General features: G+C 40.2%; 12 protein-coding genes and 1 tRNA gene. 12 read left to right on the top strand and 1 reads right to left on the bottom strand.

Features of this window, described 5'->3' with window-relative positions:
• Positions 1–47: 47 nt before the first annotated feature.
• Positions 48–1,364 carry an FAD-containing oxidoreductase gene (locus HMPREF2853_RS07955; RefSeq protein WP_000958903.1) on the bottom strand — a complete coding sequence of 439 codons (1,317 nt, stop codon included), beginning with the start codon at positions 1,362–1,364 and terminating at the stop codon, positions 48–50.
• A 338-nt stretch (positions 1,365–1,702) separates the two neighbouring features.
• On the opposite strand from HMPREF2853_RS07955, the gene HMPREF2853_RS07950 reads away from it, so the two are divergent.
• From HMPREF2853_RS07950 to HMPREF2853_RS07895, 12 genes are all read left to right on the top strand, one after another.
• Positions 1,703–3,280: a degradosome RNA helicase CshA gene (locus HMPREF2853_RS07950; RefSeq protein WP_070535610.1), complete on the top strand. Its 1,578-nt coding sequence runs from the start codon at positions 1,703–1,705 to the stop codon at positions 3,278–3,280.
• 282 nt (positions 3,281–3,562) lie between these two features.
• Complete coding sequence (codY, locus tag HMPREF2853_RS07945) at positions 3,563–4,351, top strand: GTP-sensing pleiotropic transcriptional regulator CodY (RefSeq protein WP_000940725.1); 789 nt, start codon at positions 3,563–3,565, stop codon at positions 4,349–4,351.
• A complete protein-coding gene (locus tag HMPREF2853_RS07940; protein ID WP_070535607.1) occupies positions 4,351–4,926 on the top strand; it encodes a cysteine hydrolase family protein in 576 nt (191 codons plus the stop codon). The genes codY and HMPREF2853_RS07940 overlap by 1 nt, the downstream gene beginning before the upstream one ends.
• 80 nt (positions 4,927–5,006) lie before the next feature.
• A tRNA-Leu gene (locus tag HMPREF2853_RS07935) sits at positions 5,007–5,092 on the top strand.
• 394 nt (positions 5,093–5,486) lie between these two features.
• Positions 5,487–6,764 carry an ABC transporter permease gene (locus HMPREF2853_RS07930; protein ID WP_070535604.1) on the top strand — a complete coding sequence of 426 codons (1,278 nt, stop codon included), beginning with the start codon at positions 5,487–5,489 and terminating at the stop codon, positions 6,762–6,764.
• 12 nt (positions 6,765–6,776) lie between these two features.
• Positions 6,777–7,424 carry an ABC transporter ATP-binding subunit Vex2 gene (gene vex2, locus HMPREF2853_RS07925; protein WP_000173736.1) on the top strand — a complete coding sequence of 216 codons (648 nt, stop codon included), beginning with the start codon at positions 6,777–6,779 and terminating at the stop codon, positions 7,422–7,424.
• 50 nt (positions 7,425–7,474) lie between these two features.
• Entirely contained in the window at positions 7,475–8,854 is a 1,380-nt protein-coding gene (gene vex3, locus HMPREF2853_RS07920) for an ABC transporter permease subunit Vex3 (RefSeq protein WP_042902562.1), read from the top strand.
• A 248-nt stretch (positions 8,855–9,102) separates the two neighbouring features.
• Positions 9,103–9,759: a response regulator transcription factor VncR gene (vncR, locus tag HMPREF2853_RS07915; RefSeq protein ID WP_070535600.1), complete on the top strand. Its 657-nt coding sequence runs from the start codon at positions 9,103–9,105 to the stop codon at positions 9,757–9,759.
• Entirely contained in the window at positions 9,756–11,078 is a 1,323-nt protein-coding gene (vncS, locus tag HMPREF2853_RS07910; RefSeq protein WP_070535597.1) for a sensor histidine kinase VncS, read from the top strand. Before vncR ends, vncS begins: the two co-directional genes overlap by 4 nt.
• A 145-nt stretch (positions 11,079–11,223) precedes the next feature.
• Entirely contained in the window at positions 11,224–12,105 is an 882-nt protein-coding gene (locus HMPREF2853_RS07905; RefSeq protein WP_001019005.1) for a class II fructose-bisphosphate aldolase, read from the top strand.
• Between the two features lie 415 nt (positions 12,106–12,520).
• Positions 12,521–13,234: a DUF5986 family protein gene (locus HMPREF2853_RS07900; RefSeq protein WP_070535594.1), complete on the top strand. Its 714-nt coding sequence runs from the start codon at positions 12,521–12,523 to the stop codon at positions 13,232–13,234.
• A gap of 26 nt (positions 13,235–13,260) precedes the next feature.
• Complete coding sequence (locus tag HMPREF2853_RS07895) at positions 13,261–14,421, top strand: XRE family transcriptional regulator (RefSeq protein WP_070535591.1); 1,161 nt, start codon at positions 13,261–13,263, stop codon at positions 14,419–14,421.
• Positions 14,422–14,467: the final 46 nt, after the last annotated feature.

Genomic DNA, 14,467 nt, shown 5'->3' with positions numbered 1-14,467 from the left:
TACAAAAACAGCCCGATGAGGGCTGTGAGATAAGATAAGACTTCAACTTAAATCGCAAACAAGTCATTCAAGTTCTCAGCCAAGGTTGGGTGAGTGAAGATTTGTTTTGTGAAGTAAGTGTAAGGGATCTTGTTGTCCATAGCAACAGTGATGATGTTGATGATTTCTTGAGAACCTTCTGAGAAGATAGTTGCACCGAGAATTTCTTTTGTTTCAGTATTGACAACAGCTTTGAAGGCTCCGCGAAGGTCTCCATTTACGTGACCACGAGGCATAGTAGCAACAGGGATTTCCTTAACAGCGTAAGGGAGTTTCAAATCAGCTGCTTGGCTTTCCGTCAAGCCAACTTGAGAAAGAGCTGGTGTGATGAACATGGTGTTTGGTACATTGAGACGGTCTTCAAGTGTGTAGCTGCCATCTCCAGCAAGGTAGCTGTAGACAACACGGAAGTCATCAAGTGAAATGTAGGTGAATTGAAGTCCACCATTGACGTCTCCAACTGCAAAGACACCAGGAACGTTTGTTTGGCAGTGTTTGTCGACCTTGATAGCACCACGCTCCGTTAGTTCAATATCTGTATTTTCAAGTTGAAGTGGTTCTACATTCGGTTTACGTCCAGTTGCGTAGAGAAGGGCATCGAAACGGTAAGTTTCCTTTTCAGTTACGACGAGGACTTGATCACCGTCGTTTTTGATTTCAGTAGTATGGATGTTTTGAAGCAATTCAATACCGTCTTCTTCCATGTATTGTTTAGCAAGAGCTGCGATGGAAGGTTCTGCACGAGGAAGGAATGTATCCAAGGCATCTAGGACTGTGACTTTGCTACCAAGTTTGTTGTAGAGTCCAGCAAATTCAAGACCGATGTTTCCACCACCAAGGACTCCAAGTTTTTCAGGCAATTTGTCCAAGTTTTGGATACCTGTTGAGTCAAAGACATTTTTACTTGTAGCAAGTCCAGGAATTGGCAAGACGTTTGAAACAGCGCCAGTGTTGATGACGATTGTTTCAGCAGTCATTTCTTGTTTTTCGTCACCAGCCTGGATCTCGATCACCTTATTTGACACGAAATGTGCCTCTGCATCAATGACATCAACGCCATTATCGGCCAACATTTTATAATTTTTAGCGTTAAGACGACCAGTCACCGCACCACGCTCTTTCATGGTATCGTCAAATGACCAGCCCTTTTCAGCCGCTACAATCATAGTCTTGGTTGGGATACAAGCAATATTAATGCAAGTACCACCATACATCGCTTTACTGCGCTCGATGACAGCAACTTTTTTTCCAGCCGCATTCATCTTAGCAGCCAAAGTCTTACCTGCTTTACCAAATCCAATGACAATTAAATCGTATGTTAACATTTTTAAATCCTCCTATTTGATTTAATTCTAGCACAAGAAAAAAACTTTTGCACAAATCTGCTACGGGAAAAAATATTGGACTAAAATAGTCTAACGAAAGCTTTCGGGAATCAAGTTCAAAAAATAGAAAAATCGTTTACATGATTTTCCTTAAAGATTCTACTATCTTTTGCCTCGCTCTTGTGTTATACTAGATAGGTTGCAAAGAAACTCGTACTTTTCTTTCGTGGAAAAGAAGCAACACGGTATCTCGTTTTTAAAAAGATACATCATGAAAAGAAAAGTATATACTAAGCGCTATAGGATGGCTTCGCACCATCTTTAGAAAGAAGAAAAACGTGAAATTTAATGAATTTAACTTGTCTGCTGATTTGCTAGCAGAGATTGAAAAAGCTGGATTTGTAGAAGCAAGTCCCATCCAAGAACAGACCATTCCATTGGCTTTTGAGGGAAAAGACGTTATCGGTCAAGCCCAGACTGGTACAGGGAAAACCGCGGCCTTTGGCTTGCCAACCCTTGAAAAAATCCGTACGGAAGAAGCGACTATTCAAGCCTTGGTCATCGCTCCAACTCGTGAACTCGCTGTTCAAAGTCAAGAAGAACTCTTCCGCTTTGGTCGTAGCAAGGGGGTGAAAGTTCGCTCAGTTTACGGTGGTTCAAGCATTGAAAAACAAATTAAAGCCCTTAAATCGGGTGCCCATATCGTTGTAGGAACACCAGGTCGCCTCTTGGACTTGATCAAACGCAAGGCCTTGAAATTGCACGATATTGAAACCCTCATCCTTGATGAAGCGGACGAAATGCTCAACATGGGCTTCCTTGAAGACATTGAAGCCATCATTTCCCGTGTCCCTGCAAATCGTCAAACCTTGCTCTTCTCAGCAACCATGCCAGACGCTATCAAACGTATCGGTGTTCAGTTTATGAAAGACCCTGAGCATGTCAAGATTGCTGCCAAGGAATTGACAACAGAATTGGTGGATCAGTACTATATCCGTGTCAAAGAACAAGAAAAATTTGATACTATGACCCGTCTCATGGATGTGGAACAACCAGAACTTGCTATCGTATTTGGTCGTACCAAACGCCGTGTAGATGAATTGACTCGTGGTCTTAAAATCCGTGGCTTCCGTGCAGAAGGGATTCATGGTGACTTAGACCAGAACAAACGTCTTCGTGTCCTTCGTGATTTCAAAAATGGGAATCTTGATGTTCTAGTTGCGACAGACGTTGCAGCACGTGGTTTGGATATCTCAGGTGTGACCCATGTCTACAACTACGATATTCCACAAGATCCTGAAAGTTATGTTCACCGTATCGGTCGTACAGGTCGTGCTGGTAAGTCAGGTCAATCTATTACTTTCGTAGCACCAAATGAAATGGGCTACCTTCAAATCATCGAAACCTTGACTAAGAAACGCATGAAAGGCTTGAAACCAGCAACAGCAGAAGAAGCCTTCCAAGCTAAGAAACAAGTAGCTCTCAAGAAAATCGAACGAGACTTCGCAGACGAAGCAATTCGTGGGAACTTTGAGAAATTTGCTAAAGATGCTCGTAAGTTAGCTGCAGAATTTAGTCCAGAAGAATTGGCTATGCATATCTTGAGCCTGACAGTCCAAGATCCAGACAGCCTTCCTGAAGTGGAGATTGCGCGTGAAAAACCACTGCCATTTAAACCATCAGGTAATGGCTTTGGTGGCAAAGGTAAGGGAGGTCGTGGAGGCCGTCGTGGGGACGACCGTCGAGACCGTGATCGCCGTGGTAATGGTCGCCGTGATGATTTCAAAAAAGGCAGTCGTGGGAACGATCGTTTTGATAAAGACAGACGTTACCGTAATAAAGACAATAAAAAACCTCGCAACACTTCAAGCGAAAAGAAGACAGGCTTTGTTATTCGTAACAAAGGAGACAAATAGAAAAAAGCGATTCACAGTGTGAATCGCTTTTATATATAAGGAGACCGATAGTAAAAGAAGATGGTGATAGTAAAGGATAGGTGAAACGGAAAGGGATTTATCATGTCATCTTCTTATAATGTTATAATATCAAAAATAAAATAGGATGTCAATAAAAAAACTCGCTTTTTTCTAAAATATTTTTGCTGTTCAAAATTGCAATTAAATAAGAAATTTTCAGATAATTATTGAAATAAAGACTTTTCTATGTTATAATGGAGGCGATTATATGCGAGGTAAAAAATGGCACATTTATTAGAAAAAACAAGAAAAATCACGTCTATTCTAAAGCGCTCAGAAGAGCAACTCCAAGATGAACTTCCTTACAATGCGATCACACGCCAGTTAGCTGATATTATTGACTGTAACGCTTGTATTGTGAATAACAAGGGACGTCTCTTGGGCTACTTTATGCGTTATAAGACCAATAATGACCGTGTAGAACAGTTTTTCCAAACTAAAACCTTCCCTGAGGTCTATGTACAAGGGGCAAACATGATTTATGATACAGAAGCCAACCTTCCTGTTGAACATGATTTGACTATTTTCCCTGTAGAGAGCCGTGCGGACTTTCCAGATGGTTTGACGACCATCGCTCCGATTCATGTATCAGGGATTCGTCTAGGTTCGTTGATCATTTGGCGCAATGACAAGAAATTTGAAGATGAAGATTTGATCCTTGTCGAGATTGCGAGCACGGTTGTGGGAATTCAACTATTGAACTTCCAACGTGAAGAAGATGAGAAGAATATTCGCCGTCGTACTGCTGTAACCATGGCAGTCAACACCCTTTCCTATTCAGAACTTCGTGCCGTATCAGCTATTTTAGCTGAATTGGATGGAAATGAAGGGCAGCTGACTGCATCAGTTATTGCAGACCGTATTGGCATTACACGCTCAGTGATTGTCAATGCGCTTCGTAAATTGGAGTCAGCGGGAATTATTGAGAGCCGTTCACTCGGAATGAAGGGGACTTATCTCAAAGTTCTAATTGGTGATATTTTTGAGGAAGTGAAAAAGAGGGACTACTAATGGCAAAAGCTTTAATCTCGATTGACTATACAGAGGATTTCGTAGCAGACCATGGAAAGTTAACTGCTGGAGCACCCGCTCAAGCAATATCAAAAACCATTGATCAGGTAACCAGATTAGCTTTTGATCGTGGAGACTATGTCTTTTTCACCATTGATGCTCATGAGGAGAAGGATACATTCCACCCAGAAAGCAAGCTTTTTCCACCGCACAACATCATCGGAACTAGTGGGCGTAACCTTTATGGCCCCCTAGCTGACTTTTATGCTGATCATGAGGCGGATAGTCGCGTCTTTTGGATGGACAAACGTCACTATTCAGCATTTTCAGGAACGGACTTAGATATCCGTTTGCGGGAACGTCGAGTTGATACAGTCATCCTAACTGGAGTACTTACTGACATTTGCGTCCTTCATACGGCTATTGATGCCTATAATTTAGGTTATCAAATCGAGATTGTCAAGCCTGCGGTTGCCTCTATTTGGCCAGAAAATCATCAGTTTGCTCTTGGGCATTTTAAGAACACATTGGGAGCAAAATTACTGGATGAAAACCTTGCTGAAATTGAACACTAAGACTGTTGAAAAAATGAAAAAAATCTGAAAAAAGTGTTGACAAAGATTTTGAAAGTTGATATACTAGTAAAGTAATCGACGCGGGGATGGCGGAATTGGCAGACGCGCAGGACTAAGGATCCTGTGACCGCTTTAGGTCGTGAGGGTTCAAGTCCCTCTCTCCGCATAGGGTAAGAGTTAGCTTTGGCTAGCTCTTTTTTGTTTTTACAAAGAAGATTAGAGGCTACGTTTCCTATATCGAAAAATATTGGTATCAAGAACAGTCATTGTATCAGAACATTTAAACTGAGTTTTCCATTTCATCCTATTAAGAATATCCTCAAACACTAGTCAGAAAATGAAGAACTTAGGAGATGGAAAAATACTAATCAGAAAGACGTGATTATCATTTTTAAAATGAAGTAGATTTTTGATTGGTACTATTTATCCTTATATATGAAGAAAAGTTAGCGTTTGCTAGCTTTTTTGTTTTTTCAAAAAATAAATCAAAAAGTTTTTTCGATTTCATAAACATTTCATATTTGGATTTTATAATAGTCTTACAAATATGGAGGTGACAAATGAATCCAATCCAAAGAGCTTGGGCTTATGTCAGCAGAAAACGACTGAGAAGTTTTATTTTATTTCTGATTTTATTTGTTCTTTTAGCAGGAATTTCAGCCTGTTTGACGCTGATGAAGTCCAACAAAACAGTGGAAAGCAATCTTTACAAATCACTCAATACCTCATTTTCTATCAAAAAGATAGAAAATGGACAGACCTTCAAGTTATCGGACCTAGCATCCGTGAGCAAGATTAAGGGACTGGAAAATGTTTCTCCTGAACTTGAAACGGTCGCAAAACTGAAAGACAAGGAAGCGGTGAGTGGTGAGCAGAGCGTAGAACGTGATGATTTGTCAGCTGCAGACAAGAACTTGGTTAGCTTAACGGCTCTCGAGGATTCATCCAAGGATGTCACCTTTACCAGTTCGGCTTTCAACCTAAAAGAAGGGCGACATCTTCAAAAAGGGGACTCCAAGAAAATCCTGATCCACGAGGAGTTGGCCAAGAAGAACGGTCTTTCGCTTCATGACAAGATTCGCTTGGATGCTGGTCAGTCAGAATCTGGAAAAGGGCAAACAGTAGAGTTTGAAATTGTCGGCATCTTTTCTGGAAAAAAACAAGAGAAGTTCACAGGCTTGTCTTCTGACTTCAGTGAAAACCAAGTCTTTACAGACTATGAAAGTAGCCAAACCCTTCTGGGAAATAGTGAAGCTCAAGTCAGTGCAGCGCGCTTCTATGTAGAAGATCCTAAGGAAATGGACGGACTCATGAAGCAGGTGGAAAACTTGGCTTTGGAAAGTCAAGGCTACCAAGTCGAGAAGGAAAACAAGGCCTTTGAACAAATCAAAGACTCAGTGGCAACCTTCCAAACCTTCCTCACCATCTTCCTTTATGGGATGTTGATAGCAGGAGCAGGAGCCTTGATTTTGGTCTTGTCTCTCTGGTTGAGAGAAAGAGTCTACGAAGTGGGAATTTTACTCGCACTTGGAAAAAGCAAGAGCTCGATCTTCCTACAGTTCTGTTTAGAGGTAGTGTTGGTATCTCTCGGAGCTTTGCTTCCATCCTTTATCGCTGGAAATGCCATCACATCCTATCTACTCCAAACTGTACTAGCCAGTGGAGATCAGGCAACCTTACAGGAAACGCTGGCCAAAGCAAGTGGTCTATCAACCAGTCTCCTATCCTTTGCAGAATCCTATGTCTTTCTGCTCCTGATTGGTTGCTTGTCTGTAGCCCTTTGTTTCCTATTCTTATTTAGAAAATCGCCGAAAGAAATTTTATCATCTATTAGTTAATAAGGAGAAATCATGACTTTATTACAATTGCAAGATGTTACCTACCGTTATAAGAACACTGCTGAAGCAGTTTTATATCAGATCAAGTATAATTTTGAACCCGGAAAATTTTATAGTATCATTGGTGAGTCAGGAGCAGGAAAATCCACTCTCTTGTCCCTACTGGCTGGTCTAGATAGCCCTGTTGAAGGTTCTATCCTTTTCCAAGGAGAGGACATTCGGAATAAGGGGTATTCTTACCATCGCATGCACCATATTTCCCTGGTCTTTCAAAATTATAACTTGATAGATTATCTTTCTCCGCTGGAAAATATCCGCTTGGTCAACAAAAAGGCAAGCAAGGATACACTTCTTGAGCTTGGTTTGGATGAAAGTCAGATCAAGCGGAATGTTCTCCAGTTATCAGGTGGTCAACAGCAACGTGTAGCCATCGCTCGCAGTTTAGTCTCAGAAGCTCCGGTTATTCTAGCTGATGAGCCAACAGGAAATCTGGACCCTAAAACTGCTGGAGATATTATCGAACTGCTCAAATCACTTGCCGAGAAAACAGGTAAATGTGTGATCGTCGTCACCCACAGTAAAGAAGTGGCACAAGCGTCAGATATTACACTTGAATTGAAGAATAAGAAACTAACTGAAACTCGCAATACTACAAAATAAGATGAGCTTGTTTTGATAGAATTATAAAATCAAGTCTAGAAAGGGAACCTATGTTACACAACGCATTTGCCTATGTTACAAGGAAGTTTTTCAAATCGATTGTTATCTTCCTGATTATTCTCCTCATGGCGAGCTTGAGTTTGGTCGGCTTGTCGATCAAGGGAGCTACTGCCAAGGCTTCTCAGGAGACATTTAAAAATATCACCAATAGCTTCTCCATGCAAATCAATCGTCGCGTCAACCAAGGAACGCCACGTGGTTCAGGGAATATCAAGGGTGAGGATATCAAAAAAATCACCGAAAATAAGGCTATCGAGTCTTATGTTAAACGCATCAACGCCATCGGAGATTTGACTGGATACGACCTCATCGAAACGCCAGAAACCAAGAAAAATCTCACTGCAGACCGTGCCAAACGTTTTGGAAGCAGTTTGATGATTACAGGTGTCAATGACTCCTCTAAAGAAGACAAGTTTGTCTCTGGCTCATATAAGCTGGTTGAAGGTGAGCACCTAACCAACGACGACAAAGACAAGATCCTCATGCACAAGGACTTGGCAGCCAAACACGGTTGGAAAGTCGGAGATAAGGTCAAATTGGACTCTAATGTCTATGATGCAGACAATGAAAAAGGGGCCAAGGAAACAGTAGAAGTGACTATCAAGGGACTCTTTGATGGTCACAATAAGTCAGCAGTAACCTATTCACAAGAACTCTATGAAAATACAGCTATCACAGACATTCACACTGCTGCAAAACTTTATGGATACACAGAAGATACAGCTATTTATGGGGACGCAACCTTCTTTGTAACAGCGGACAAGAACTTGGATGACGTTATGAAAGAGTTGAATGGTATCAGCGGTATCAACTGGAAGAGCTACACACTTGTGAAGAGCTCCTCTAACTACCCAGCTCTAGAGCAATCCATCTCTGGTATGTACAAGATGGCCAACCTCCTCTTCTGGGGTAGCTTGAGCTTCTCAGTTCTTCTCCTTGCACTCTTGCTCAGCCTTTGGATCAACGCCCGTCGCAAGGAAGTGGGAATCCTACTCTCTATCGGTCTCAAGCAGGCAAGTATCTTGGGGCAATTTATCACAGAATCAATCTTGATTGCCATCCCTGCTCTCGTTTCTGCTTACTTCCTAGCCAACTACACAGCTCGTGCCATCGGAAATACTGTTCTTGCCAATGTCACTTCAGGTGTTGCCAAGCAAGCCAGCAAGGCTGCTCAAGCTTCTAACCTTGGTGGTGGTGCAGAAGTAGACGGCTTTAGCAAGACCTTGTCGAGCCTAGACATTTCCATTCAGACATCAGACTTTATCATCGTCTTTGTCCTTGCCTTGGTTCTAGTGGTTCTCGTTATGGCGCTTGCTTCAAGCAATCTCCTCAGAAAACAACCAAAAGAGCTCTTGCTCGATAGCGAATAAAAAACTTGCTACCTATTCTCCCCTAAATGGGGTATAATATAGGTAGCATTTTTATCTATTTCATCTTGATAATACTCTTCGAAAATCAAATTCAAACCACGTCAGCTTCACCTTGCCGTACTCAAGTACAGCCTGCGGCTAGCTTCCTAGTTTGCTCTTTGATTTTCATTGAGTATAAGGCCTCTTCCTATCAGGATGAAACAGAGAAGATTTACAAAAAATTTAAAGGAATGTGAAACGTTTTTTCTATGAAAATTCTAATTGTAGAAGATGAAGAGATGATCCGTGAGGGAATCAGTGACTATTTGACGGATTGTGGTTATGAAACCATTGAGGCAGCAGACGGTCAAGAAGCTCTGGAAAAATTTTCCAGCTATGAAGTAGCCCTAGTTTTATTGGATATCCAAATGCCCAAGCTTAATGGCCTCGAAGTCCTAGCGGAGATTCGTAAAACCAGTCAGGTCCCTGTCCTGATGTTAACCGCCTTTCAGGATGAGGAATACAAGATGAGTGCTTTTGCTTCTCTAGCAGATGGTTATCTGGAAAAGCCCTTCTCTCTCTCCCTTCTAAAAGTGAGGGTGGATGCAATTTTCAAGCGCTACTACGATACGGGACGAGTCTTCTCCTATAAGGATACCAAGGTGGATTTTGAGAGTTACAGTGCAAGCCTCGCAGGTCAAGAAGTGGCCATTAATGCCAAAGAGTTGGAAATTCTGGACTATCTGGTGAAAAATGAAGGACTGGTCTTGACTCGTTCTCAGATTATCGATGCTGTCTGGAAGGCGACAGATGAGGTTCCCTTTGATCGTGTCATTGATGTCTATATCAAGGAACTGCGGAAAAAGCTAGACTTGGATTGCATCCTCACTGTGCGCAATGTTGGTTATAAATTGGAGCGAAAATGAAACGAACAGGTTTATTTACAAAGATATTTATCTATACCTTCTCGATTTTCAGTGTTCTGGTTATTTGTCTTCATTTAGCCATTTATTTTCTCTTTCCCTCTACTTATCTGAGCCATCGTCAGGAAACCATTGGCCAGAAAGCGACAGCCATTGCCCAGTCCCTGGACGGAAAGGATAGGAAAAATATTGAACAAGTATTAGATTTGTATTCCCAGACCAGTGATATCAAAGGAGCTGTCAAGGGAGAGATGACCGAGGACAAGTTAGAAGTCAAGGACAATCTTACTCTGGATACGGACCGCCAGACCACCTCTCTCTTTATTGAGGAGCGTGAGGTGAAAACGCAAGATGGTAGCACTATGACTCTCCAGTTTTTAGCGTCCATGGACTTGCAAAAGGAAGCAGAGCAGATCAGTCTCCAATTTCTTCCCTATACCTTGTTGGCATCTTTTCTAATTTCCCTCTTGGTGGCCTATATCTATGCTCGAACCATTGTTGCCCCAATCTTGGAAATCAAGCGGGTGACCCGTCGGATGATGGATTTGGATGGACAAGTGCGATTGCGCGTGGATTCTAAGGATGAGATTGGCGATCTCAAGGAACAAATCAATAGCCTTTACCAGCATCTCTTGACTGTCATTGCGGACTTGCATGACAAGAATGAAGCTATTCTCCAGCTGGAGAAGATGAAGGTTGAGTTCCTACGAGGGGCTTCTCATGAACTGAAAACACCTCTGGCTAGTTTGAAAATCCTAATCGAAAATATGAAAGAAAATGTCGGCCGTTATAAGGATAGAGACCACTATCTTGGAGTTGCCTTGGGGATTGTGGACGACCTCAGTCACCACGTTCTCCAGATATTGTCTCTTTCTTCTGTTCAGGAATTGCGAGACGAGAAAGAAGAGGTTGACCTCCTTCAGATGACTCAAAGTCTGGTCAAGGATTATGCTTTACTCTCCAAGGATAGAGAACTTCAGGTAGACATTAGCCTAACTCATCAGCAGGCTTACATAAACCCATCTGTCATGAAATTGATCCTATCGAATCTCATCAGCAATGCCATCAAGCACTCCACTCCTGGTGGCTTAGTCCGCATCAGCGAGAGAGAAGGGGAACTCTTTATCGAGAATAGCTGTAGTCCTGAAGAACAAGAAAAACTGGCCCAGTCTTTTTCTGAAAATGCTAGTCGCAAGGCCAAGGGTTCAGGGATGGGACTCTTTGTGGTCAAAAGTTTATTAGAACATGAGAAATTACCTTATCATTTTGAGATGCAAGATGATCGCTTGACTTTCTTCATACGTCATCCCAAAGTCACTTAGGACTAAGAAAAAGAAAGGGTTTACATTGATTGGATTGGAAGAAATTCAATCTAAAGTATGGGAAAAACTAGCTTTTTTTATCAAAAAGTGATAAAATGAACAATGTAAATGGGATGTCCCAAAAAATATATAGGAGGCCTGACAAATGGCAATCGTTTCAGCAGAAAAATTTGTCCAAGCAGCTCGTGACAACGGTTATGCAGTTGGTGGATTTAACACAAACAACCTTGAGTGGACTCAAGCTATCTTGCGTGCAGCAGAAGCTAAAAAAGCTCCAGTTTTGATCCAAACTTCAATGGGTGCTGCTAAATACATGGGTGGTTACAAAGTTGCTCGCAACTTGATCGCTAACCTTGTTGAGTCAATGGGTATCACTGTACCAGTAGCTATCCACCTTGACCACGGTCACTACGAAGATGCACTTGAGTGTATTCAAGTTGGTTATACTTCAGTTATGTTTGACGGTTCACACCTTCCAGTTGAAGAAAACCTTGAAAAAGCTCGTAAAGTTGTAGAATTTGCTCACGCAAATGGTGTATCAGTAGAAGCTGAAGTTGGAACTATCGGTGGTGAAGAAGACGGAATCATCGGTGATGGTGAATTGGCTCCAATCGAAGATGCTAAAGCAATGGTTGCAACTGGTATCGACTTCTTGGCAGCTGGTATCGGTAACATCCACGGTCCATACCCTGCAAACTGGAAAGGTCTTCACCTTGACCACTTGCAAAAATTGACTGAAGCTGTACCAGGCTTCCCAATCGTATTGCACGGTGGTTCAGGTATTCCTGATGACCAAATCCAAGCAGCTATCAAACTTGGTGTTGCGAAAGTTAACGTTAACACTGAATGCCAAATCGCATTCGCTAACGCAACTCGTAAATTTGCTCGTGACTACGAAGCAAACGAAGCAGAATACGACAAGAAGAAACTCTTCGACCCACGTAAATTCTTGGCTGACGGTGTAAAAGCTATCCAAGCATCAGTGGAAGAACGTATCGACGTATTCGGTTCAGAAGGTAAAGCGTAATCTAGCTGAACAATACAGAAAGAACCTGCCCATTGGGTGGGTTTTTGTGTTTTCTTTTATAGAGAATATACTTAAGACTACTATATCCAAAGTTGCTAAACGAATGTAATTTTTTACAATGATTCTAAGATTACCCTCAGCGAACGAATATAACAGCTTTACACCTGTTTTCAAAGGAAATCACTGTCTTTCCCAAAGTAAATTGGAACACCTAATTTTTAGGAATACAGAGTAGCTAAATTAATGATAGAACTTTCATTCAAAATAACAATATGATTTTTCTAGTTTCGTGACCTAAGTAGCAAAAGTATCTAAATAAATAAGAGAGATAAAAAATAATAATAAAAATCAATAATAGTTGACTTTTTTGAAAGAGAATCTTAAAATAAGACTATAAAATTCAACGAGGTACTCTATGGAAAATTTACCAACCCAAATTTTTAAGTTTGCTCAAGTATTTTCAACAAGTCACAAGAGAGATATTGAGAAAATATTTTATGATAATGAGTTTGAAACTAAGAATAGTCAACCAATTTTAACTTGGGATTTTATTTATCGTGATATTGTAAATACCGCCAAAGTAAATGGTTTAATATCACCCACTATGTGTATGGGGGCTCTGTGGACGGCAAAAGGAGTAATTATTGAGGGTGTTCTATATGTTTTTATGATGAAGAAAAGATTTGAAGATGTAACTGATAAATACGAAAAGCATCACTATCTTACTTGTATAGCACGTGCGAAAAATTCTCATTTAAATGGAAAAGAAGACGGTAAACTATCCGTTGAATTATTTAATGACCTGGATGATGATGGGTTGAGTGATTCACAAATTGAACAAGCGAAGAAATTATTGGGAGATCATTATAATTCGATTGATGAGATTAGGGTTGTTACCTTTGATAAAAAAACTAAAGAAGTGATTGTTAATCAGGTAAATGCCTTTTGTGAATTTATTGATGCTGTAAATATCACAGAATTTGATTTTACAAAACTTGAAGAAGATGGACGTGGAAATAATCCTGAAAAACCTCTTGTTGCATTGAAATCTGACGTACAGAAACAATTGGAGTCACAAAAGCATGTTAGTCTTCCTGTTGAAAAGAAGGAAGAGAATACTAAATTATAATATTTTATATAAAATAGGAGTAAATAATGCTTCAGATTAGTTTTAATGGTGCTCGCTTAAAAGAGGCAAGACTTTTTAACAAAAAAAGTATTACTCAGATTGCAGAGTTTTTAAACGTTTCAAAACAAATGGTTTCTAAATATGAAAAAGGACGAGCAACGCCAAGTGAAGAATCGTTAGAAATATTGGAAAAGAAATTAAAGTTTCCGAGAGATTTCTTTTTTGGAAATGATAATTTTAGCTTAAGTTCTACAGGCACATTTTTTAGAAGTCGTTACACAGCGACTCAAACAGAAAAAATGCCTGCAGAAATAAATAAAAACTATGTTGCTTTAATAAGAGATTATTTGGGAGAATTTATTGATTTTCCAAATCTTGACTGGAGTCTTTCTGGTTTAGACTATACTCCACAAGAATACGCAAGCTACATAAGAGAGAAATGGGAACTTGGAGATAGACCAATTGATAACTTGTCGTTGTTGATGGAAGAAAAAGGTTTTGTTATTTCTAGAATAGACACTCAGAGTGATAAAGTTGATGCTTTTGGTTCAGCTGTCAAAGTAAATAATAATGAGTATTATGTTGTTATGTTAGAGGGGACAGAGTATTCATTCTATCGTCAGCAGTTTAGTTTAGCCCATGAATTAGGACATTGGTTAATGCATGAAAGTTGTAAGTCACCTCAAGACATGGGAGCAATTGAATATAAGCAAATGGAAGACGAAGCGAATGAGTTTGCGGCTGAATTTCTATTGCCAATGGATTCGTTTAAAGCTTCTATCATTGGGCATGAAAATGATCTAGAGTACTACAGGTATCTAAAAAGAATTTGGCAAGTTTCAATTAGTATGATGATAATGCGTGCTAAGTCATTGAATATCATAGATTCTAATGAGTATACAAACTTGTATAAGAAACTTAGTTACAGAGGTTGGAGAAAAAATGAGCCCTTAGATTCAACAAAATTGATTAGCAATCCTCTATCCTTAAAACAGTCAGTAGAGCTATTAGTGGAAAATCGAATTGTGATGGACATATCTGCTGATATTTATAGAGTATACAATAAATTGTTGCCTAATTTTTTAATTGAGGATTTATGCGGCTTAGAGGCAGGATATCTTGATGAACTGAATGATAGGTATCCAAATATTATTAGTCTTACTAAAGAAAGAATAAGAAGAACATAGAATAGTCTGAAGCATAATATGTGATTAAACATTTGTAGGGATTTTA

The sequence above is a fragment of the Streptococcus sp. HMSC077F03 genome, from assembly GCF_001812375.1.
Classification (GTDB): Bacteria; Bacillota; Bacilli; order Lactobacillales; family Streptococcaceae; genus Streptococcus; species Streptococcus oralis_S.
The sequence above is the reverse complement of the archived record's forward strand: the minus strand, read 5'-3'. Positions and strand labels throughout refer to the sequence as shown.